This window comes from Pseudobacillus sp. FSL P4-0506, from assembly GCF_038003025.1.
In the GTDB taxonomy this organism is placed as follows: Bacteria; Bacillota; Bacilli; order Bacillales; family Domibacillaceae; genus Pseudobacillus.
This window is the reverse complement of sequence record NZ_JBBOOI010000001.1, coordinates 107,501-129,597: the sequence shown is the minus strand read 5'-3', so window position 1 is coordinate 129,597 and position 22,097 is coordinate 107,501. Positions and strand designations below refer to the sequence as shown.

The 22,097-nt window shown below is 43.0% G+C and carries 21 protein-coding genes, 10 tRNA genes and 1 rRNA gene; all 32 read left to right on the top strand.

The genetic code is table 11. The features are described 5' to 3' along the window. Nucleotides 1–247 precede the first annotated feature (247 nt). A complete protein-coding gene (locus tag MKZ02_RS00635; RefSeq protein ID WP_120036075.1) occupies nucleotides 248–1,303 on the top strand; it encodes a D-alanine--D-alanine ligase in 1,056 nt (351 codons plus the stop codon). 17 nt (nucleotides 1,304–1,320) lie between these two features. Then, on the top strand, nucleotides 1,321–2,697 hold the full coding sequence (locus MKZ02_RS00630) for a UDP-N-acetylmuramoyl-tripeptide--D-alanyl-D-alanine ligase (RefSeq protein ID WP_340851335.1): 1,377 nt from the start codon (nucleotides 1,321–1,323) through the stop codon (nucleotides 2,695–2,697). Between the two features lie 184 nt (nucleotides 2,698–2,881). After that, complete coding sequence (locus tag MKZ02_RS00625; RefSeq protein WP_120036077.1) at nucleotides 2,882–3,583, top strand: alpha/beta hydrolase; 702 nt, start codon at nucleotides 2,882–2,884, stop codon at nucleotides 3,581–3,583. 117 nt (nucleotides 3,584–3,700) lie between these two features. Next, the gene (locus MKZ02_RS00620) at nucleotides 3,701–5,164 is read left to right on the top strand and encodes a DEAD/DEAH box helicase (protein WP_120036078.1); all 1,464 of its coding nucleotides are present in this window, start codon (nucleotides 3,701–3,703) and stop codon (nucleotides 5,162–5,164) included. Nucleotides 5,165–5,343: 179 nt separating this feature from the next. Next, nucleotides 5,344–5,826 (top strand): PH domain-containing protein, encoded by a 483-nt coding sequence (locus MKZ02_RS00615; RefSeq protein WP_445324334.1) that lies wholly within the window; start codon nucleotides 5,344–5,346, stop codon nucleotides 5,824–5,826. Continuing rightward, the gene (locus MKZ02_RS00610) at nucleotides 5,819–7,285 is read left to right on the top strand and encodes a PH domain-containing protein (RefSeq protein WP_340851332.1); all 1,467 of its coding nucleotides are present in this window, start codon (nucleotides 5,819–5,821) and stop codon (nucleotides 7,283–7,285) included. The genes MKZ02_RS00615 and MKZ02_RS00610 overlap by 8 nt, the downstream gene beginning before the upstream one ends. A gap of 5 nt (nucleotides 7,286–7,290) precedes the next feature. Further along, nucleotides 7,291–7,641, top strand: coding sequence for a holo-ACP synthase (gene acpS / locus MKZ02_RS00605; protein WP_120036082.1), 351 nt, complete (start codon nucleotides 7,291–7,293; stop codon nucleotides 7,639–7,641). An 83-nt stretch (nucleotides 7,642–7,724) separates the two neighbouring features. Then, complete coding sequence (locus MKZ02_RS00600; protein ID WP_120036083.1) at nucleotides 7,725–8,741, top strand: LolA family protein; 1,017 nt, start codon at nucleotides 7,725–7,727, stop codon at nucleotides 8,739–8,741. A gap of 371 nt (nucleotides 8,742–9,112) precedes the next feature. Next, nucleotides 9,113–10,276, top strand: a complete 1,164-nt coding sequence (gene alr, locus MKZ02_RS00595) for an alanine racemase (protein ID WP_340851328.1) — start codon at nucleotides 9,113–9,115, stop codon at nucleotides 10,274–10,276. A gap of 182 nt (nucleotides 10,277–10,458) precedes the next feature. Beyond that, nucleotides 10,459–10,740 carry a CopG family ribbon-helix-helix protein gene (locus MKZ02_RS00590; RefSeq protein WP_120036085.1) on the top strand — a complete coding sequence of 94 codons (282 nt, stop codon included), beginning with the start codon at nucleotides 10,459–10,461 and terminating at the stop codon, nucleotides 10,738–10,740. Between the two features lie 5 nt (nucleotides 10,741–10,745). Next, on the top strand, nucleotides 10,746–11,096 hold the full coding sequence (locus MKZ02_RS00585; protein ID WP_041100719.1) for a type II toxin-antitoxin system PemK/MazF family toxin: 351 nt from the start codon (nucleotides 10,746–10,748) through the stop codon (nucleotides 11,094–11,096). A gap of 376 nt (nucleotides 11,097–11,472) precedes the next feature. Next, a complete protein-coding gene (locus tag MKZ02_RS00580; RefSeq protein ID WP_120036086.1) occupies nucleotides 11,473–12,306 on the top strand; it encodes an RsbT co-antagonist protein RsbRA in 834 nt (277 codons plus the stop codon). Then, entirely contained in the window at nucleotides 12,303–12,659 is a 357-nt protein-coding gene (locus MKZ02_RS00575; protein WP_049659773.1) for an STAS domain-containing protein, read from the top strand. Before MKZ02_RS00580 ends, MKZ02_RS00575 begins: the two co-directional genes overlap by 4 nt. Before the next feature lie 3 nt (nucleotides 12,660–12,662). Further along, complete coding sequence (locus MKZ02_RS00570; RefSeq protein WP_120036087.1) at nucleotides 12,663–13,058, top strand: anti-sigma regulatory factor; 396 nt, start codon at nucleotides 12,663–12,665, stop codon at nucleotides 13,056–13,058. Between the two features lie 11 nt (nucleotides 13,059–13,069). Further along, nucleotides 13,070–14,080: a PP2C family protein-serine/threonine phosphatase gene (locus tag MKZ02_RS00565; RefSeq protein WP_120036088.1), complete on the top strand. Its 1,011-nt coding sequence runs from the start codon at nucleotides 13,070–13,072 to the stop codon at nucleotides 14,078–14,080. 73 nt (nucleotides 14,081–14,153) lie between these two features. Beyond that, nucleotides 14,154–14,483: an anti-sigma factor antagonist gene (locus MKZ02_RS00560; protein WP_120036089.1), complete on the top strand. Its 330-nt coding sequence runs from the start codon at nucleotides 14,154–14,156 to the stop codon at nucleotides 14,481–14,483. Beyond that, nucleotides 14,483–14,953: an anti-sigma B factor RsbW gene (rsbW, locus tag MKZ02_RS00555; RefSeq protein ID WP_120036090.1), complete on the top strand. Its 471-nt coding sequence runs from the start codon at nucleotides 14,483–14,485 to the stop codon at nucleotides 14,951–14,953. The genes MKZ02_RS00560 and rsbW overlap by 1 nt, the downstream gene beginning before the upstream one ends. Continuing rightward, on the top strand, nucleotides 14,931–15,725 hold the full coding sequence (sigB, locus tag MKZ02_RS00550) for an RNA polymerase sigma factor SigB (protein WP_120036091.1): 795 nt from the start codon (nucleotides 14,931–14,933) through the stop codon (nucleotides 15,723–15,725). The genes rsbW and sigB overlap by 23 nt, the downstream gene beginning before the upstream one ends. After that, complete coding sequence (locus MKZ02_RS00545) at nucleotides 15,725–16,318, top strand: PP2C family serine/threonine-protein phosphatase (RefSeq protein WP_340851319.1); 594 nt, start codon at nucleotides 15,725–15,727, stop codon at nucleotides 16,316–16,318. The genes sigB and MKZ02_RS00545 overlap by 1 nt, the downstream gene beginning before the upstream one ends. Nucleotides 16,319–16,376: 58 nt before the next feature. Beyond that, on the top strand, nucleotides 16,377–18,554 hold the full coding sequence (locus MKZ02_RS00540) for a Tex family protein (protein WP_340851318.1): 2,178 nt from the start codon (nucleotides 16,377–16,379) through the stop codon (nucleotides 18,552–18,554). A 27-nt stretch (nucleotides 18,555–18,581) separates the two neighbouring features. Next, a complete protein-coding gene (locus MKZ02_RS00535) occupies nucleotides 18,582–19,052 on the top strand; it encodes a SprT family protein (protein WP_340851316.1) in 471 nt (156 codons plus the stop codon). A 126-nt stretch (nucleotides 19,053–19,178) separates the two neighbouring features. Next, nucleotides 19,179–19,253 (top strand) — tRNA-Asn (locus tag MKZ02_RS00530). Between the two features lie 4 nt (nucleotides 19,254–19,257). Further along, a tRNA-Ser gene (locus MKZ02_RS00525) sits at nucleotides 19,258–19,348 on the top strand. 19 nt (nucleotides 19,349–19,367) lie between these two features. After that, nucleotides 19,368–19,442: transfer RNA gene (locus MKZ02_RS00520), tRNA-Glu, on the top strand. Between the two features lie 18 nt (nucleotides 19,443–19,460). Continuing rightward, nucleotides 19,461–19,532 (top strand) — tRNA-Gln (locus MKZ02_RS00515). Between the two features lie 7 nt (nucleotides 19,533–19,539). After that, nucleotides 19,540–19,612 (top strand) — tRNA-Lys (locus MKZ02_RS00510). 6 nt (nucleotides 19,613–19,618) lie between these two features. Beyond that, a tRNA-Leu gene (locus tag MKZ02_RS00505) sits at nucleotides 19,619–19,702 on the top strand. Between the two features lie 283 nt (nucleotides 19,703–19,985). Beyond that, nucleotides 19,986–20,071: transfer RNA gene (locus MKZ02_RS00500), tRNA-Leu, on the top strand. Between the two features lie 6 nt (nucleotides 20,072–20,077). Next, a tRNA-Arg gene (locus MKZ02_RS00495) sits at nucleotides 20,078–20,154 on the top strand. Between the two features lie 13 nt (nucleotides 20,155–20,167). After that, nucleotides 20,168–20,244, top strand: a tRNA-Pro gene (locus MKZ02_RS00490). Between the two features lie 13 nt (nucleotides 20,245–20,257). Beyond that, nucleotides 20,258–20,331: transfer RNA gene (locus MKZ02_RS00485), tRNA-Gly, on the top strand. A gap of 79 nt (nucleotides 20,332–20,410) precedes the next feature. After that, nucleotides 20,411–21,964 (top strand): 16S ribosomal RNA (locus tag MKZ02_RS00480). The last annotated feature ends 133 nt before the right edge of the window (nucleotides 21,965–22,097 follow it).

Sequence of the window (22,097 nt, the reverse complement as noted above, 5' to 3'; positions counted from 1 at the left end):
CATTGGTGCAATCAGCCCTACTGTTCCTTGAGGAGTGGGAATGAGCAGCGAAGCTACTATAGAAATAAAATTCTGATGATTAATTTTTGCGTGCTGGAAAATTTTACTGATGCAAGCGCATGGTAGGCAGCAACTAGAAAGCGGAACAAATCGGGAAGATAGTTGCATGGAATTTTAGTTTTTCTTTGCTTAAAGCATGATAGAATGGAAACAATGAAATTTTTCATTTATTTATTGGAGGGCTAATATGAGAACGAAACTGTGTTTATTATATGGGGGAAAATCCGCTGAACATCAGGTGTCTTTACAAACGGCGAAAGCGGTTATTGGCGCACTTGATCTAAATAAATTTGATATTTATCCTATTTATATTACAACAGAGGGAAATTGGATTGAAGGGAACAAGCTGACTGGTCCCGTCAACCAAGTATCCGAGCTGCAGTTTGCGAGTGATGGCCAGCCGTCCACAGTGGCTCAAAGCCTCGTTTCCAAAAAATACGATGTCATTTTTCCGCTTTTACATGGGCCAAATGGCGAAGATGGTACTGTCCAAGGGCTGCTTGAGGTAATGAATCTTCCTTATGTCGGCAATGGCGTACTTGCTTCATCAGCCGGCATGGATAAAGTAATTATGAAAAATATCTTTGCTCAGGCTCATTTGCCGCAAGTAAACTACGTGTGGCTTACACGCAAAGGGTGGATGGAAGATAAAGAAGCAGCCTATGAGAAAGCAGAAAAAGAGCTGGGATACCCATGCTTCGTCAAGCCGGCTAACCTTGGATCAAGCGTAGGTATTAGTAAATGCACAAATCGAGAGGAATTGGAAGCAGCCTATGAGGAAGCGTTCCAGTTTGATCGCAAAATTATTGTAGAAGAGGGCGTCGCAGCAAGAGAATTGGAAATTGGCTTGCTTGGAAATGAAGACCCGAAATGTTCTATCATTGGTGAAATTGTTCCGAAAAAGGAATTTTATGATTATAAAGCGAAGTATGAAGACGGAAATACGGCATTAATTATTCCTGCTGAAATTTCTGAAGAGGCACAAGTTAACATGGAAAGAATGGCTATTACTGCTTTTCAGGCATTAGATTGCTCGGGGCTTGTTCGCGCTGACTTCTTCTTAACGGAAAAGGGAGAGCTGCTGATTAATGAAGTAAACACGATGCCTGGATTTACTCCTTTTAGTATGTTCCCTCTGCTTTGGAAGCATGCGGGCGTTGAATATCCTCTATTAATCGAAAGATTAATTGATCTTGCAAAAGAACGCTATGAGGAAAAACAGCAACTTAAATATACTTTTTAAAGGTGGACATTGACTTTATGATGCGTAAGACCATTGAACAAATAGCAAATATAATAAAAATAGAAAATAACTTTGAGTCATTCAAAGATTATCTTATTCAAGGAGTGGCCATCGATTCTCGCAAAGCGACGAACGGTCAGTTGTTTGTCCCGTTTAAAGGGGAAAATACGGACGGCCACCAGTATATTAGACAGGCGATTAACCAGGGGGCAGCTGCTGCCCTTTGGCAGAAGGACAGGCCAAACCCGCCCGAGGATTTGCCGGTGTTAGTTGTAGAAGATACTTTGAAGGCACTGCAACAGCTAGCTAAAGCCTACCGGGAAGAGTTGGATGTAAAGGTCATTGGCATTACTGGTAGCAATGGAAAAACAACGACGAAAGATATGACAGCAAGCCTGCTTTCTCGAAAATTCAAGGTGCAAAAAACAGAAGGAAACTTCAATAACCATATTGGTCTTCCGCTAACTATTTTATCTTTAAAGGAAGATACAGAAGCGGCTGTTATTGAGATGGGGATGAGCAGTAAAGGTGAAATCGACCTGTTAACGAAGATCGCTTCTCCAGACGTTGCTATCATTACTAATATTGGGGAAGCTCATTTGCAGGATTTAGGATCAAGAGAGGCAATTGCTGAAGCAAAACTAGAAATTATCAATGGTCTCGCTGCTGATGGTACGCTAATCTATCATGGAGATGAACCACTATTAAAGGAAGCCTTAAAAGAGACAGAATTAAAGACGGAAACCTTTGGTCTAGAGGCAGAAAACGATATGTATCCTCTCTCTGTTCAGACCCTTCAGGATGGAAGTCGGTTTAAGGTCAATAAAGCGCCTGACATGGAATTTTTTCTGCCTATCATCGGCAGACACAATGTATTAAATGCAATGGCTGCTATGCTGGCAGCCCACAAAATGGGTCTTACTTTTGAAGAGATTAAAATAGGTTTGACATCTGTCGAGTTAACAAAAATGCGGATGGAAATGAAAGATGGCATGAAGGGCACGAAGATTATTAATGACGCTTATAATGCCAGCCCGACTTCTATGAAAGCGGCTATTGAGTTGGCTGAAAAGATGCCAGGATTCAAGCGGAAGATTCTTGTGCTGGGAGACATGCTTGAATTAGGTCTAGATGAGGAGTTATTCCATTATCAAGTTGGCCAAACGGTAGAGGGGGAAGCGATTGATTATCTCTTTACACTTGGCCGGCTCGGTCAATTTATTGCGGCCGGCGCGAAAAACTCTCTTGGAGAAGACCGCATCTTCGCTTTCAGCGACAAACACGAGCTCATTGAGAAGCTAAAGTCGATTGTTGCTAGTGGCGATTTAATTGTTGTTAAAGCTTCTCGCGGTGTTAGACTTGAAGAAGTAGTAGAGGCACTTGAATGTAATTGACAGTAAGGGAAGCTGTGTCACAGCCGGAATGCAGGACAAGCATTTGAATGAAAGCGGGCGTCCGGACTTGTGTATAAATTCAACACCAGGTAGAGCCCCTGGTGTTTTTCTTTTGAACTGCAAGGGGAACGGGTAATGACTATCGTATATAAAAGAAAATAGTTAAGAAAAGGAAATGATGAAGATGATTGGTTGTTTATGCATTCACGGTTTTACTGGAGCTCCCTACGAAGTAGAACCTCTCGCTGAGTATTTGCATGAAAAAACAACTTGGAAAATCGTTGTACCTACACTTCCGGGTCACGGAGAGACTCTTTCCTTAAAAGGAATTACTTATCAGCAGTGGATTGGCCATGCAGAAAGAGAAATGAAAAACCTGCTTTCCGAGTGTGAGACGGTCTATGTCATTGGATTTTCTATGGGTGGATTGATTGCGGCTTACTTAGCAGAAAAATATCCTGTAGAGAAACTTATATTATTGAGCGCTGCGGCTAAATATATTAATGTGGGGCAATTACTTAAAGACATGAAGGAAATGTGGAAAGACGCTAGAAACGGTAAGCTGAGTGAAAATGAATTGTTTTTGCGCTACAAGAGTAAGTTTTTGCTCACGCCTATATCAGCAGCCTGGCAGTTCCGAAAAATGGCTGCTTATAGCAGGCCGCTTTTTTCGAGAATTCAGACGCCAACCTTCATTGCTCAGGGGTTGGCAGACGGGATTGTGCCGCCTAAGAGCGCCGAATATATCTACAGATGCTTGCCAGCTCACCAGAAGGAAATTTACTATGTGCCGCATGCGAAACACCATATTTGCCATACGGGAGAAAAGGAGCGGTTGTTTGAAAAAGTCTTTACATTTTTAACGGGAAGTAGTAGAGTGATTTAAATATCGATTGTGTTGTAATGAACCAATAAAAATGATATGATGACAATAACTTTTGCTCTTCATACGAAGAGTATTTTTTGTTTGATACGGCAATCGAAACAGAAGGAGAAGAAAATATTGACGAAATTTAAAGAACTAAATTTAAGTGAAACCACTTTAAAAGCTATTGATAAAATGGGATTTGAAGAAGCAACACCAATCCAGGCACAGACAATTCCAGCGGGTCTTGAAGGGCGAGACATTATTGGTCAGGCACAGACAGGAACAGGAAAGACAACGGCTTTCGGTGTGCCAATGATCGAAAAAATTGATACACATAACCACATGGTACAAGGATTAGTTATTGCTCCAACTCGTGAGCTCGCTATTCAAGTATCAGAAGAGCTTTACAAAATTGGCAGCGGCAAACGCGTCGGCATTTTAGCCGTATATGGCGGTCAGGACATTCAACGTCAAATTCGCGCATTGAAAAAACGCCCTCACATCATTGTAGGAACACCAGGACGGATTCTCGATCACATTAATCGGAAAACGTTGAAGCTTGATAACTTACAGACACTCGTATTGGATGAAGCAGATGAAATGCTGAACATGGGCTTTATTCAAGATATTGAGGCTATTCTTTCCCACATGCCGGCTGAACGCCAGACATTGTTGTTTTCAGCGACAATGCCTAAGCAGATTCGTGCGATAGCTGAAAGATTTATGAATGACCCTGTGACTATTCGAGTGAAGACGAAAGAGATGACTGTTTCCAACATTGAGCAGTTTTATGTAAAAGTGCATCAACGCGATAAATTTGACGTGCTTTCTCGCTTGATCGATGTTCATTCACCAGAGCTGGCGATTATTTTCGGCCGCACTAAAAGACGTGTAGATGAATTAGCCAATGCTTTAAGCCTTCGTGGTTATCAAGCAGAGGGAATTCATGGCGATTTAACTCAGGCAAAGCGCTTGACTGTGCTGAAGCGTTTTAAAGAGGGGAAAATCGATGTGCTTGTGGCGACAGACGTAGCTGCTCGCGGACTGGATATTTCTGGCGTTACCCACGTATATAATTACGATATCCCACAGGACCCAGAAAGCTATGTACACCGCATCGGTCGTACAGGCCGCGCCGGTAAAGAGGGAGTCGCTATTACATTCGTTGAACCGAGAGAAATGGGTTATCTGAAAGAAGTAGAAAGAACAACGAAGAAAAAAATGTCCCCGATGGCTGCCCCTACATGGGATGATGCATTGGTTGGACAGCAGCAGGCTGCTGTTAATGAACTAGAAGAGTCTGTTGCTAAAAATGATCTCTCTCAATATAAAGCATTGGCGAAAGGCTTACTTGACCAGTATGATGCTGAACAGCTTGTAGCTGCTGCTTTAAAATTGATCACAAAAGAGCCAGATCGGACACCGATTCATATTACAAATGAGTCTTCTCTTCCGCAAAAGAAAGATAAGTTCCGTTCTAAAAATTCAAGTTCTAAAAAGCCGTATGGCAGCCGCCAAGGCGGACGTTCATCCGGCGGCAATCGCTCTTACAACCGTGATCGCAAAAGCAATCCAAGAAGAAAATATACTTCCCAATAAATCATGAACGATAAGAGGCTGTCCCATGAAGTTAGTAAAGCGCTGACTTTGGGGCGGCCTCTTTTTTTCATGGAAGTTTCTTGATCACATACCGGTTTTTCTAGAAAAAGTGAAAGAAGATGAAACTTTTACCAGCTTTAAAACGTTATAACAGGAAAACAATGATGAAGGCTGTGAATATGAATATGGAAGAACCTGCAAAAAGAATTTCAAAAAAAGCTTTAAAAGTATGGAGAATATCAGGGAGCATCAGTTCTGTTTTCTTATGGCTCTTAATTATCGGAGCTGGTGTATTCATTGTGATTAAACAGTGGCCGTTATGGATTCTTTTTCTTCTTGTAGCAGTGGGCGTGTTAGAAGTGCTGACGGTTGTTATGGCTCTGCCGAATATGCGATGGAAAAGATGGAGGTATGAAGTGAGGGAGCAGGAGATTGAGCTGCAGCGAGGGGTATTTGTTGTTCGTCGTACGCTGATCCCTATGACCCGTGTGCAGCATGTCGATACAGAACAAGGACCGCTCTTGCGTAAATATGGTCTAGGGGCGATTAAAATCTCGACGGCCGCGACAATTCATGAAATACCAGCCGTTGAGATGGAAGAGGCGGAAGAAATGAGAAGGGTCATTTCGGCTCTTGCAAGGGTGGCGGAAGAAGATGTCTAATCCTAAGAAGCTTCATCCTATCGCTGCGTTGTTAACTTTTTTTAAGGAATTGAAAAGTCTTATCCTGCCTGTTGTTTTCGTGATTTTTATCGGAAACGGAGAGCGGAATAGTTTTTGGGACTATTTCCCGATTGTAGCTATAGGAATGGTCGTTCTATACGTTCTTATTTCTGGTATTGTTAAATGGCTGCGCTTTACTTATAGACTGGAAGAAAATGAATTTAAAATTGAATATGGTCTCTTCGTGAAAAAGAAACGCTATATTCCAATCGAGCGCATTCAAAGCTTAAATGTGTCAGAGGGGCTGCTGCACCGGATGTTTGGTCTTGTGAAAATTACAGTAGAGACAGCGGGAGCAGGGGCTGAATCTGAATCGGAAGCAGAGTTGACTGCTATTACAAAAGAAGAAGCACAAGCTCTTCAACAATTAATTAACCAAGAAAAAAAGCGAAAAGCCCCAGTAGATGTTACCGATGATCTCCTTGAGAAAGTAAAGACAAACGGGGAAGAAGACGTTATTTATCAAGCTCAACTGTCCGAATTGTTGCTCCTAGCCGCCACATCAGGAGGGATCGGTGTGGTCGTTTCGGCGGTATTCGCTTTTCTATCCCAGTTTCAAGATATCATTCCCTATGAGAAGATTTTTAAAGAAGCTTCACATTTTATCGAAATGGGAACCGTCTTTATTGCATTCATTGTTTTTCTGGCTTTATTTGCCGCCTGGATTATTTCAATTGGAATGACCTTATTGAGATATGCGGGGTTTACTCTGTGTCACAAGGAAGAAAGTTTGATCATCCGACGAGGACTGCTTGAAAAACAGCAGCTGACAGTCCCGATGGATCGTATACAGGGAATTACTATTCTAGAGAATCCGCTCAGGCAAGGGTTGGGTTACTGTTCTGTTCATCTAGAAAGTGCGGGAGGAACGGCTAAAGAGAAAGACAATGCAAATATGGTCGTTATGCCGATGGTAAAAAAAGAACAAGCACTAAAGATGCTGGCGGAAATCTTTCCAGATTATTGTTTTTCAGTAAAGCTGACTCCTGCTCCGGCACAAGCGATAAGCAGGTATATGGGAAGAGCTTGCTTATATCTGGCTTTACCGGTGGCGCTAGCTACCTGGTTTTTTTGGCCATTTGGCTTGGCGTTTCTAGCTGTTTTTCTGCCTGCGGCTCTTTATGGGTTTATTTGCTTCAAAGCGGTTGGATGGAATATTCAAGGGAACCAATTTACTGTTAGAACGAGAAGGGTCTCCCTCCAAACAGCTTTTATGATGAAGAATCGTATTCAATCGTTGGAAATGATAAATACATGGCGGCAAAGGCGAAAAAAACTGTCATCCATTCATTCAGTGATCAGGAGTGGGATAGGCGGCAAAAAAATAAAACTAATAGATGCTTCAGCAGTTGATGGGGAAAAAATATACCAGTGGTACGAATTAAGGAAGAAGGGTTAACTAACATGATAAGAGGCATTGGAATGGATATTGTAGAGATTAGCCGGATCCAAAGGCTCATACAAAGGCAGCCAAAGTTTGTTGAACGAATTTTAACAGAGAAAGAGAGAGAAGTGTTTAACAGCAGGAATGGCAGGCGCCAATATGAATATGCAGCTGGCCGCTTTGCTGCAAAAGAAGCGTTCGCTAAAGCGCTTGGAAGCGGCATTGGTGAGCAGCTGTCTTTTCAAGATATTGAAACAGAGGCAGATGAATACGGCAAACCTTATATTAAATCCCCTTTTTTTGAGGGAGTACATTTATCTATTACACATAGCAAAGAATATGCAGCTGCTCAAGTCATCATAGAAAAATAAATAAAAAGAAACAGCCCCTTTTGGACAATCATATTTTGAAAGGTTGTCTCATATATTTTTAATGCGAAAGGGGTTGTGAGGAAATGACAAAAAGAAGGTTAGTCTGGCTGCTATGCCTGGTTGCTTTATTTGTTCTTTCTGCCTGCGGAGCAAAATCTAAGGAGGATGTGACAAAGGATTTAAATGAGAAAGCGGAAGAGATGAAGGGATACAAGGCTACCGCGCAAATGACGCTGCAGACAGGAGAGGAAAAACAGGCATATCACGTGGAAATTTGGAATAAAGAAAATAACTTTTACCGTGTAGAATTGTCCAATGATAAAAAGGATCAAAGTCAGATGATCCTGAAGAACGAATCAGGTGTATATGTTTTAACGCCGTCTTTGAATAAAAGCTTTAAATTTCAAAGTGATTGGCCGAAAAACAGCAGTCAAGCTTATTTGTTCGAATCACTTGTCAAAGACATTAAAAGCGATCAGGAGGCAACCTTTGAAGAAACAGACAAACACTATGTGTTTGAAACAAAGACAAGGTATCCAAACAGCCACATGCTTCCGCTTCAGGAAATCACTTTTAACAAACGTGATTTGTCCCCTGTTTCTGTAAAGGTGATGGATCCGGACCGCAAACCGGTATTGACTGTCAGTTTTACAAAAGTAGATTTTAAAGCGAGTTTTGAGAAATCATCTTTTGATGTGAAAAAGAATATGACCGGAGCTCAATTGGAAATGCCGGTGCTTGCTCAGGAACAGGAAAAGGAGTTCACGGTTTTTTACCCGCAGGCAGAAGTTGTTGGCAGCCGTTTGCTCGAGGAAAATGAAATGTTAACAGCTAGTGGTAAACGAATTGTTCTTACGTATGGAGGAGACAAGTCGTTCACAGTGGTTCAGGAAAAGGCGGTTACTCCGTCAGCTGCCTCGGTGGAAACGGCTAGTATGAGCGGGGAAATGGCCGATCTTGGTTTTGCGTTTGGTGAGATCACAGATCAGTCCCTTTCTTGGACTTATAAGGGGATAGACTATATGATTGCTTCTAAAGATTTAAGCGAAGCTGAGATGATTGAAGTAGCCCGCTCTATGCAGGCGGAAATGGAAAAGTAGACGGATACAGCCGCCTTGGATTGGGCGCTTTAGGAACGGGAATTTGACGTTCCTTTTTCTTTATTTAAATATAAAACTTGTCAATGGAAAAAGGGAAATTTCAGAGGGTGTTTAACAAAGGAGCCAGCGGGCAGAAGATTTCGCTTACAGGCTCATTGGTGCTGGCAGGGATAGCTTTTTTAATTACTAGGCAGCCCAAGGGTGGAAGTAACATTTCTGGCTCTTAATTATTTCTTTTTCTGAGAAGGGAGTGAATCGAACATCCTTGTTATCTAGAATCTGTTGATCCCTTCTTGCTGTATACTTAAAATAAGGTTGACAAGCAATCTAATTTTACAGCTTCACGTATACAGATAAGAAAGAAGGGGCATATGTTGACAGTAGAGACTAAGTTTTACCGTGATACATGGGCAGAGATCAATCTTGATCATATTTCGCACAATGTGAGGGAGACACTGAAGCTGCTTCCTGAACATACAAAGCTGTTTGCTGTAGTGAAGGCCAATGCTTATGGGCATGGAGATATACAAATAGCAAAAACGGCTGTAGAGGCAGGAGCTCAAGGGCTCGCTGTCGCTTTCTTTGATGAGGCGCTTTCTGTAAAGGAAGCTGGCTTACCTGTGCCGCTGCTCGTATTGGGGGCGAGTAGTCCGCATACAGCAAAAATAGCGGCCGAGCAGCAAATCTCATTAACTGTCTTTCAGAAGGAATGGTTGGAAAAAGCTGAGAAGCATCTTGAGGATGGTCAGGTACTTCGCGTGCATATTAAGTGTGACACAGGAATGGGGCGGCTCGGAGTAAAGACAGCAGCAGAACTCAATGAACTTGCTGAGTTTATCGAGCGTTCACCTAAGTTCTTTCTGGAGGGAGTGTTCACTCACTTTGCCACGGCGGATGACTTGCACACAGATTACTTTGAAGAGCAGTACCAGACTTTTACAAAGATGATTGCTGCGCTTGAAATTAAACCGGCCTTCATCCATTGTGCCAACAGTGCAACGACGCTGCGTTTTCAAAAAGCTTATTTTAATGCCGTTCGTCTTGGTATCTCGATGTACGGCCTTTCACCATCTGAGGACATGAAAACAGAGCTACCGTTTCCATTAAAGCAGGCTTTCTCTCTTCATACGAGAATCGTTCATATAAAAAAGCTGAACAAAGGTGAAAAAATCAGCTATGGAGCCACGTATGAAACGCAGCAGGAGGAATGGATTGCCACGTTGCCGATCGGCTATGCTGACGGTTGGCTGCGCAAGCTTCAGGGACAAGCTGTGCTTGTCGGTGGGAAAAAAGCGCCGATTGTCGGCAGAGTGTGTATGGATCAATGCATGATCCGTCTGCCCGAAGAAATGCCCATAGGAACAAAAGTAACACTGATCGGCAAGCAAGGCGAGGAAGAAATTACCATGGATGATATTGCCCGGAAGATGGAGACAATTAATTATGAGGTTCCCTGTATTGTTACCGCACGCGTACCGAGAGTTTATAAGCAAAACGGAGAAATTGTCGAGATTGTAAACCCCCTGATTAAATAAAAATTCAAGTTTATATTTATCGGCATTTTCCGTCAAGCTTTTAGTGGATTTGCGCTTTTTTTCTCTGTTATTTTAAGATAATAGCTGGGAAATTTGAATTCGCCTTCCCTTGTAAAAGAAAAGATGATATGATGAAAAGGACAGTTAACGAGACGGTGTAGTGATTGGTGGAGGTGTAGTTCGTGTCTGAATCAAGCGCAACAACAGAAGTGTTAATTCGTTTGCCACAACAATTTGTTAAAGAACTAGACGGGTATGCTGAACTTGAGAAGGTTAACCGCAATGAATTTATCTACAGAGCAACAAAAATGTATCTTCGGGAAAGAAAAAAACGTCAGATTAGAGAATCTATGCGGCGCGGGTACATGGAAATGGCTAAGATCAACTTAGCTATCGCCTCGGAGGCCATGCAAGCTGAGTATGAGGCCGGAAATACTGTAGAACGTTTAGTAAGTGGAGGATAATCCGTGTGATAGTTAAGCGTGGTGACGTATATTTTGCAGACCTGTCCCCTGTTGTCGGATCAGAGCAAGGCGGCGTGCGGCCTGTGCTAGTAGTTCAAAACGACATCGGGAATCGGTTCAGTCCCACTATTATTGTTGCTGCTATAACAGCGCAAATTCAAAAAGCTAAGTTGCCTACACATGTTGAAATTGATGCAAAGCGTTATGGCTTTGAACGTGATTCCGTTATCTTACTTGAGCAAATCCGGACGATCGACAAACAGCGTTTAACGGATAAAATCACTCAACTTGATGAGGAAATGATGGAAAAAGTGGACGAAGCCTTGCAGATCAGCTTAGGTCTTATTCAGTTTTAAATAGACGCCCGCTAGGTTATACTAGCCGGGCGTCTTATTTTTTTAGATGATATTTTGCCGGCAGGCAGTACTCTCGCTTTTTAATTGACGAAATAAACATTATAATGTTTAGTAGTGACGATAAATATCGGCGGATACAAAAAAAGGAAATGGAAATCGGTTTAGTTTTATGTTCGAAATTGTTAAAATTGAGAAAGTGGATTTGGGGATAATAAGCGGACGGGGCTGTCTGGAAAGTAAGGAGTCAGCTGCCTTCGGTTTCCTTGGATGAAAATCTCTATGTGTTATAGAGAGGGAAGGAGCCGGGCGTTTATGGGACAGTCTCTACATAGAGCAGATGCGTAGTCATCGAAAAAGAAGAATTGGAGTTGTCTTAATGCGTAAATTAATTTTTAACTATGTGCAAACCCATAAGAGTCAAATATTGAGCGAATGGATTAGCAAAATGAAACAAGACGCAGATGAGCGTGCTGTTCAAACGATGTCTGATCAAATGTTTACACAAACAAGCAGTGAGTTTATCGAGTTGCTTATTTCCAATTTTACTGAAACGGAAGAAGAATTTCAGTCAAAAGTTACTGGATTTGCGGAGAAGATTGTCAGACTAGGATGGCCCCTTACTGTTATTACACTTGGGCTGCATACATTTAGCCACATTATATCCGAGGGAATGACAAAGGAAGAATTGGTTGGACAGCATAATTATATCGAATTTTCTTTTGAATTTGAGCGCTGGATGTTCCCTTTATATAACACGATTATTGATACTTATGCTGATACGTGGGAACGCACGGTTTCTTTGCAAAAGATTGCCCTTCAGGAATTATCCGCCCCTCTTATCCCGGTTTTTGAGAAAATATCAGTTATGCCTCTTGTAGGAACGATTGATACAGAAAGAGCTAAACTTATTATGGAAAACTTGCTTGATGGGGTAGTTAACCATCGTTCGGAAGTTGTTCTTATTGATATTACGGGGGTTCCGGTTGTGGACACGATGGTGGCACATCATATCATCCAGGCGGCGGATGCTGTCCGGCTTGTTGGTGCTAAATGTATGATCGTGGGCATCCGTCCGGAAATCGCTCAAACGATCGTCACTCTAGGTATTAATCTGGATCAGGTTATTACTACAAGTACCTTGAAAAAAGGGATTGAAGAAGCTCTTGAGATGACGGAAAGAAAAATCATTGAAGTGGAGGAAGAACGATGAGAATACCAATTTTAAAACTTCATGATTGTCTGCTGATTTCAATTCAATGGGAACTGGACGATCAGACTGCCCTGCAGTTCCAAGAGGATTTGCTGCACAAAATTCATGAAACGAGCGCCCGGGGAGTGGTGATTGATTTAACTTCTATTGATTTTATCGATTCTTTCATCGCTAAAGTGCTCGGAGATGTAATCAGCATGTCGAAGCTTATGGGAGCGAAAGTTGTGATCACAGGAATTCAGCCAGCCGTTGCTATTACCTTGATCGAATTGGGTATACGTCTTGAAGATGTCTTGACAGCTCTTGATTTAGAAAAAGGTTTGGAGAAACTTCAACGGGAACTGGAGGACTAATCTATGGATTCTTGCGTCAAGATTACAAATGAATGGGACATCGTAGCTGCAAGGCAGCTTGGCAGGAATGTGGCCAAAGATCTAGGATTTGGCACGGTCGACCAGGCCCGTATCACGACAGCTATCAGTGAGCTGGCGCGTAATATTTACCTTTATGCCGGTCAGGGCCAGGTATGCATAGAAAAGACAGAGGCTGCCGGAAAAACCGGGTTAATCATTATTTCAGAAGATCAGGGACCTGGTATCCAAGATCTTCGTAAAGCAATGGAAGACGGTTTCTCCACCTCTGGAGGACTTGGAGCCGGTTTGCCTGGGGTGAAACGCCTTGTAGATGAGTTTACAATTGACTCTACTCCAGGAGAGGGGACTCTCATTAAGGCAATCAAGTGGCTCCGATAAGGAGGGCAAGTATGGAATTTAGGGAAGCAATGCAAGAAAAATATAAAGAAATTCTTGAGAGCTATATGAGGGATCAAAACGAGCAAGCTTTGTATCTTAGTCAAAAGTTCAGTAGAAAATCCATTGAACATAAAGTCTCTCCCGAAGAAATTATCAGTCTCCATAGAACTGCTTTGTTGGAACTCGGAATAGAAACTTCCGAGGCGATGCTCCCCTCTTTCGACATCTTGCTTGAAGTGATGATGGCGTATGGTCTTGCTTATCGTGAGCATCAAAATTTGCGGACGATTCAGCAGGAATTAAAAAGTGAGATTGAAGTGGCGGCTAATATGCAGCAAACACTTCTAGGGACGCAGGTTCCGAATGTGGATTGCCTTGACATAGGAGCTATTAGCGTGCCGGCGAGACAAATGAGCGGGGATTATTATCATTTTGTTCAGGATGAGCAGGGAGCTGTCAGTGTGGCCATTGCGGATGTAATTGGAAAAGGAATTCCGGCGGCGCTGTGCATGTCAATGATCAAATATTCCATGGATAGTTTACCAGAGGGACGGCATGAACCGAGCCGCGTGCTGGAAAGCCTAAATAGAGTGGTAGAACAAAATGTAGACCCGACAATGTTTATTACCATGTTCTATGGGATGTATAATACAATGAATCATACATTCTATTATTCTTCCGCAGGTCATGAACCGGGCTTTTTCTACAATCATGAAACAAAAGAATTTGAAGAGTTGTATGCAAAAGGGCTCTTGCTTGGTGTAGATAAGAAAACAAAATACCGCCAGTTTGAGAAAAAAGTTGAAGTAGGGGATATTATTCTGCTTATGTCTGACGGCGTAACAGAATGCCGAACCGAAGAAGGCTTTATAGAAGTAGATACGTTAATGGGATACATTAAAAAATATATTCACCTGGAAGCCCAAGAGATTGCAGATAAGGTATATAAAGAACTTGAGTTTTTACAAGACTTCCAGCTGCGGGATGACTTCACTTTAATTATTTTAAAGAGAATAAAGTAAGAAAAGGTTTATCTCTCTTTCAGCTGGGTATACTTTAAAAACAGTGGAGTAATAAAGAAGAGGTGGGTTTAAAATGAATATTACAATTGACGTAAAAGAAACAGAACAACAAATCACAGTGAGAATCACTGGAGAAATTGATGCATATACAGCACCTAAGCTTCGTGAGACTGTTTTTCCATATACCGAGAAAGAAAAGGCGAACATAGTAATTGATTTGTCTGAAGTATCTTATATGGACAGTACAGGTCTAGGTGTATTCGTTGGGCTTTTCAAAAGTTTAAATGCTAATGGGGGCACTCTGCAGTTGATTGGTTTATCAGAACGCTTGAGAAGATTGTTTGATATCACCGGCCTTGCAGATATTATGAATATTAATTCTGAAGTAGAAGGTGGCGTTTGATGATGGAAGCGTTTGATTACATCGAGATGAAAATCCCGGCCAAGCCGGAATTTGTGGGCGTTATCAGGTTGACGCTTTCAGGAATTGCGAGCAGAATGGGATTTACATATGATGCGATTGAGGATTTGAAAATAGCTACTAGCGAAGCAATCACCAACGCTGTCCAGCATGCTTACAACGGCGATGAAGAAGGTGAAGTGGTGGTTGGCTTTGCTCTTTATCAGAAACATTTAGAAGTGATGGTATCTGATAACGGAAAAAGCTTTGATTTCCGCGAAACAAAGAAAGCATTAGGCCCTTACAAGGAGAATTCTGTGGAATTTCTGCGTGAAGGAGGCTTAGGTCTATTTCTCATCGAAACATTAATGGACGAAGTAAAGGTTCATCAAAAGGAAGGGGTTACTTTGTTCATGACGAAGTACCTCGAAGGAGAGCAGGTGGAGAGGGATGCGGAAACCATCTCAACCTAACCAGGATACAAAACAGCAAGTTGTTGAGTGGATCAAAGCTTATCAGAACGACAGTGATAATGAAGCACAAGAACATCTCGTAAAACATTACCAAGGATTAGTTGAATCCATTGCCCGTAAATATTCAAAAGGCAAATCTTATCATGAAGATATTGCTCAAGTCGGAATGATGGGCCTTTTAGGGGCAATTAGACGATATGATGATGCTTATGGTAAGAGTTTTGAAGCCTTTGCTATTCCGACAATCGTTGGAGAGATTAAGAGGTTTTTGCGGGATAAGACGTGGAGTGTTCATGTTCCAAGGCGGATTAAGGAACTGGGGCCAAAAATTAAATCCACAGTGGAGGAGCTAACCTCTAGCTTACAGCGTTCTCCAAAGGTAGATGAGATTGCGCGTTATCTTGATATTTCTGAAGAGGAAGTTTTGGAAGCGATGGAGATGGGCAAGAGTTATCAAGCTTTATCTGTTGACCACTCAATTGAAGCAGATTCCGATGGCAGCACAGTGACACTTCTAGATATCGTCGGGAATAGAGAGCAAGGTTATGAGAGGGTAGACCAGCGACTTGTACTTGAGAAGGTGCTTCACGTATTGTCCGACCGTGAACGTCAAATTATCCAGTATACTTATTTAGAAAATATGAGTCAGAAGGATGCGGGAGATAAGCTAAACATTTCTCAAATGCATGTATCGCGCCTGCAAAGAAGAGCAATCAAGAAGCTGAAAGAAGCAATTGATGCTGAATCAATGACATCGGAGCGGTTGACTTAATGAATTGTTTTCAAAATGAACAGCTAGAGATCTGTGCTAATAAAGCCGCAAAAGGCGGCCAGCCATTTTGCGGTGACAGTTACTATATTCACACAACAGATGACTATTTAATCTGTGTGTTGGCAGATGGACTGGGTAGTGGGGAGTTTGCTTTTCATTCTTCATCGGCTGTAACAAAAATAGTAGAAGAGAACCATCACGAGTCGGTTGATCTTCTAATGAGTTTAAGCAATAATGTTCTTTATCAAAAAAGAGGAGCAGCCGTTGCTATTTTAAAAGTTTATTTTAATACCCGTGAATTTGAATATAGTTGCGTTGGCAATATTCGGTTTTATTTATATACTGACAAGGAAAAATTAACTTACCCACTGCCGGTAACCGGTTATTTATCGGGCCGGCCTCAAAAATATCGGACACAACGCTTTACCTATGAGGCGAATTGCAAATTTCTTTTGCATTCAGACGGGATTAACGTTCTTAATGTCAAAGGACTAATGAGAAACCGTTCTATTCAACAAATCGCCTCTCTACTGGAGGAAGAAACAACCAAATCTGGCGATGACTCTACTTATATTATCGGAAGCCTGCTTTAATAAGCGCGGGCTTTTTTTCTTGTGATAAAATGAAAGATAGGAGAAGGAGGGGATTGGCATGCCCGTTGAAGCTATAATTGACAAAGAAAGCTTGATTAAACAAACAGCCCAGGATGAGAAATTAGAGGTAAAGAAAGTACGCGCAGTCATTGGGCTGATTGAGGAAGGAAATACTGTGCCTTTTATTGCCCGCTACCGGAAGGAAATGACTGGTGCGCTTAATGAAGTGGAGATTCAATCGCTTATCAATCGGTGGACCTACTTGCAAAACTTATCAACGCGCAAAGAAGAAGTCATTCGTCTAGTTGAAGAGCAGGGGAAACTAACGGAGGAATTGCGATCTGCTATTTTACAGGCAGAGAAAATTCAGGCTGTAGAAGATCTTTATCGTCCTTTCAAGCAAAAACGCCGGACAAAAGCAGCTATTGCCAAAGAAAAAGGATTGCTGCCGTTAGCAGAGTGGCTCTTGGAGATGCCTGCTTCTTCTGTAACAGCCCAGGCGAAAACATACATATCAAACGAAACAGGCGTCTCTTCTGTGGAGGAAGCAATTGAAGGTGCGCTGCATATTATTGCTGAGCAGGCGGCGGATGAAGCAGCGATTCGTCAGTGGATTCGCAGTGAAACCTTCAAAAATGGGAGCATTCATGCAACTGTTAAAAATAGGGAGTTAGACGAAAAGAATATATATGAAATGTATTATGATTACGAAGAACCTGTTGTGAAAATTGTTCCGCACCGCATATTAGCCCTGAATAGAGGGGAAAAAGAAGATGTTCTAAAAGTAAACATCCATACAGATTCAGAAAAAATCGTGCGTTACATAAGCAAGAAATATAAGGTGGATGACAAAGTCGAAGCTGGAGCATATGTACAACAAGCCCTTCAAGATGCATACAAGCGGCTCATCCAGCCATCCGTTGAACGGGAAGTACGCAATGAACTAACTGAAAAGGCGGAGGATCAGGCAATTCATATTTTCTCCGAAAACTTAAGGAAATTACTTTTGCAGCCTCCTTTAAAGGGAAAAGTAGTTTTAGGCGTCGATCCTGCTTACCGAACAGGCTGTAAGCTTGCAGTGGTAGATGAAACAGGTAAGGTATTATATATAGGTGTTATTTATCCGCACCCGCCGAAATCTAAAAGAGCCGAGGCAGAAGAGCATGTCCAAAAGCTTCTAAAGGAATATGGAGTGGAAATTATCGCGATTGGCAACGGAACCGCTTCGCGAGAGACAGAGCAATTTATAGCTGATGTCATTAAGAAAAGTGAATGTCAAACGGCTTATATTATTGTGAACGAAGCAGGGGCAAGTGTATATTCTGCTTCCGAAACAGCACGTGAGGAATTTCCGGATTTTCAGGTCGAAGAAAGAAGTGCTGTGTCAATAGCGCGGCGGTTGCAAGATCCTTTAGCTGAATTAGTAAAGATTGATCCAAAATCAGTTGGTGTAGGCCAATATCAGCATGATGTTTCTCAAAAAAAGCTAAATGAGTCGCTCACATTTGTAGTAGAAACAGCAGTTAACCAAGTAGGAGTGAATTTGAATACAGCCTCTTCCTCATTATTGCAGTATGTAGCCGGCTTGAATAAAACTGTAGCTAATAATATTGTTAAATTTAGAGAAGATAACGGTAAATTTAATAATCGCTCTCAAGTCAAAAAAGTTCCTCGGCTTGGTGCGAAAACTTTCGAGCAATGTATAGGGTTTTTAAGAATTATGGATGGGCAGGAACCGTTGGATAAAACAGCGATCCACCCTGAAAGTTATTCAGAAGTGAAAAAACTGCTTCAAAGTATTGGCTATACCACAAAAGATGTAGGATCCAAAGAGCTCAAAGATACATTGGATAAAGTTTCTGTTGAGCAGGCTGCAGAAGAGTTAGGCATTGGGGTCCTAACAATGCAGGACATCAAAGATGCCCTTCAAAGACCGGGACGTGACCCTCGCGATGAACTGCCGACTCCGCTGTTAAAAACAGGAGTAATGAAATTGGAGGATTTAAAGCCTGGTATGGAAATGCAAGGGACTGTCAGAAATGTGGTAGACTTCGGTGCGTTCGTTGATATTGGAGTAAAAGAAGATGGTCTTGTTCATATTTCCAAAATGAAAAAAGGGTTCGTTAAGCATCCTCTCGATGTGACAGCTGTAGGTGATATTGTAACTGTCTGGATTGAACAGGTGGATGAGAAAAAAGGGAGAGTCTCTTTAACAATGATTCCTTCAGAAAAATAATTGAAGAAGAAAAGGAGCGGCCGGCTAATGAATGATCAGGAACTTCAGTTGCTTACAGAAAAGATATCAATAGAGTTATTTGGCCGTCCGTTTCTTCATAAAGCAACATTTAATTCAAGATTAAGAACTACTGGTGGCCGCTATATGATGCGGTCCCATAATATTGAAGTGAATAAAAAGTATTTGGAGGCCTATGGGCGGGAAGAAGTGGAAGGTATTATCAAGCATGAGCTATGTCACTATCACCTGCATTTAGAAGGAAAAGGACATAAACATCGTGATCGGGATTTTAAGCAGCTGCTAGAAAAGGTGCAAGGGCCTAGGTATTGCACTCCGTTGGAGAAAACAAAGCCCAAACAGCTAAGGCGTTTGTTGGTTTATGAATGCACTAATTGCCACCTTGCGTACCATCGTAGAAGAAAGATTGATACAGCCCGTTATGTATGTGGAAAATGTAAAGGAACGATTAAGTTCAAAGAAGAGAGAGCAGTAGACTAAAAATAATGGTTGAATTTGGTGAATGAGGAAAAGGAATGGGGAGTTTTTAATTTTATTGGACAAAGTTGTTGACTCATGTACTCTACTTTAATATAATACAAATTGTCGATAAAATGAATTTTATATTCCGCAGTAGCTCAGTGGTAGAGCAATCGGCTGTTAACCGATCGGTCGCAAGTTCGAATCTTGCCTGCGGAGCCATTTTGGGGAAGTACTCAAGAGGCTGAAGAGGCGCCCCTGCTAAGGGTGTAGGTCGCGTAAGCGGCGCGAGGGTTCAAATCCCTCCTTCTCCGCCATTATTTTAATAAGCATTGTGGCCCCTTGGTCAAGCGGTTAAGACACCGCCCTTTCACGGCGGTAACACGGGTTCGAATCCCGTAGGGGTCACCATTTTCTTATTGTTAACAATGGGCTATAGCCAAGCGGTAAGGCAACGGACTTTGACTCCGTCATGCGCTGGTTCGAATCCAGCTAGCCCAGTCACTATGAGCCATTAGCTCAGTCGGTAGAGCATCTGACTTTTAATCAGAGGGTCGAAGGTTCGAGTCCTTCATGGCTCACTATTTGCGGGTGTGGCGGAACTGGCAGACGCGCTAGAATCAGGCTCTAGTGTCCGCAAGGACGTGGGGGTTCGACTCCCTTCATCCGCATTGATGTGAGGGCGGCTTGCGTGAGGCAGGCTGTTTTTTTATTAGTGAGTTTGTTCGAAGAACGGCAGTTGATCAGGAGTCTAGTAAGTAGATTTATTTCTTTAAAAAATAGTTGACTAATTAACATTATTGCTTTAATATATTTCTAGTGACGTTAAATCAAAGAAAAGTACCGATCGAAATGAACAATCGTCTTTTATTTTGAAGATAAATATTGTTTCGAAAAGTACTTGATTTGATAAAGGGTATATGATATAATTAAGTTCTGTTGTTAAAAAAACATGCGGTCGTGGCGGAATGGCAGACGCGCTAGGTTGAGGGCCTAGTGGGGGCGACCCCGTGGAGGTTCAAGTCCTCTCGACCGCACCATAAAATGCGCCCGTAGCTCAATTGGATAGAGCGTTTGACTACGGATCAAAAGGTTAGGGGTTCGACTCCTCTCGGGCGCGCCATTTATAAGTTTAACGGGAAGTAGCTCAGCTTGGTAGAGCACTTGGTTTGGGACCAAGGGGTCGCAGGTTCGAATCCTGTCTTCCCGACCAGGTAAGTATATATGCGGGTGTAGTTTAATGGTAAAACCTCAGCCTTCCAAGCTGATGTCGTGGGTTCGATTCCCATCACCCGCTCCAAAATTGATCTTTGAAAACTGAACAAAATACATGCCAGTAAGTTAATTCTTATTTTTAAAACATGAGCAAGTCAAACATCTTTTTGGAGAGTTTGATCCTGGCTCAGGACGAACGCTGGCGGCGTGCCTAATACATGCAAGTCGAGCGGACTTGACGGAGCTTGCTCTGTTCAAGTTAGCGGCGGACGGGTGAGTAACACGTGGGTAACCTGCCTGTAAGACTGGGATAACTCCGGGAAACCGGGGCTAATACCGGATATTCTTTTTCTTCGCATGAAGAAGAATGGAAAGGCGGCTTTTAGCTGTCACTTACAGATGGACCCGCGGCGCATTAGCTAGTTGGTGAGGTAACGGCTCACCAAGGCGACGATGCGTAGCCGACCTGAGAGGGTGATCGGCCACACTGGGACTGAGACACGGCCCAGACTCCTACGGGAGGCAGCAGTAGGGAATCTTCCGCAATGGACGAAAGTCTGACGGAGCAACGCCGCGTGAGTGAAGAAGGTTTTCGGATCGTAAAGCTCTGTTGTCAGGGAAGAACAAGTACCAAAGTAACTGTTGGTACCTTGACGGTACCTGACCAGAAAGCCACGGCTAACTACGTGCCAGCAGCCGCGGTAATACGTAGGTGGCAAGCGTTGTCCGGAATTATTGGGCGTAAAGCGCGCGCAGGCGGCTTCTTAAGTCTGATGTGAAAGCCCACGGCTCAACCGTGGAGGGTCATTGGAAACTGGGAGGCTTGAGTGCAGAAGAGGAGAGCGGAATTCCACGTGTAGCGGTGAAATGCGTAGAGATGTGGAGGAACACCAGTGGCGAAGGCGGCTCTCTGGTCTGTAACTGACGCTGAGGCGCGAAAGCGTGGGGAGCGAACAGGATTAGATACCCTGGTAGTCCACGCCGTAAACGATGAGTGCTAAGTGTTGGAGGGTTTCCGCCCTTCAGTGCTGCAGCTAACGCATTAAGCACTCCGCCTGGGGAGTACGGCCGCAAGGCTGAAACTCAAAGGAATTGACGGGGGCCCGCACAAGCGGTGGAGCATGTGGTTTAATTCGAAGCAACGCGAAGAACCTTACCAGGTCTTGACATCCCGCTGACCGGTCTGGAGACAGATCTTTCCCTTCGGGGACAGCGGTGACAGGTGGTGCATGGTTGTCGTCAGCTCGTGTCGTGAGATGTTGGGTTAAGTCCCGCAACGAGCGCAACCCTTGATCTTAGTTGCCAGCATTCAGTTGGGCACTCTAAGGTGACTGCCGGTGACAAACCGGAGGAAGGTGGGGATGACGTCAAATCATCATGCCCCTTATGACCTGGGCTACACACGTGCTACAATGGATGGTACAAAGGGCTGCAAGACCGCAAGGTTTAGCCAATCCCATAAAACCATTCTCAGTTCGGATTGCAGGCTGCAACTCGCCTGCATGAAGCCGGAATCGCTAGTAATCGCGGATCAGCATGCCGCGGTGAATACGTTCCCGGGCCTTGTACACACCGCCCGTCACACCACGAGAGTTTGCAACACCCGAAGTCGGTGGGGTAACCCTTACGGGAGCCAGCCGCCTAAGGTGGGGCAGATGATTGGGGTGAAGTCGTAACAAGGTAGCCGTATCGGAAGGTGCGGCTGGATCACCTCCTTTCTAAGGAAATTGTGAACCGTGTCAGGCTTTTAGCCGCACGTAGTAGCAACAGAGAACGCTGTTCTCACAAACGAATTAACGGCACTGTTTTTTGTTCAGTTTTGAAGGATGAATTCCTTCTCTATAGGTAAGC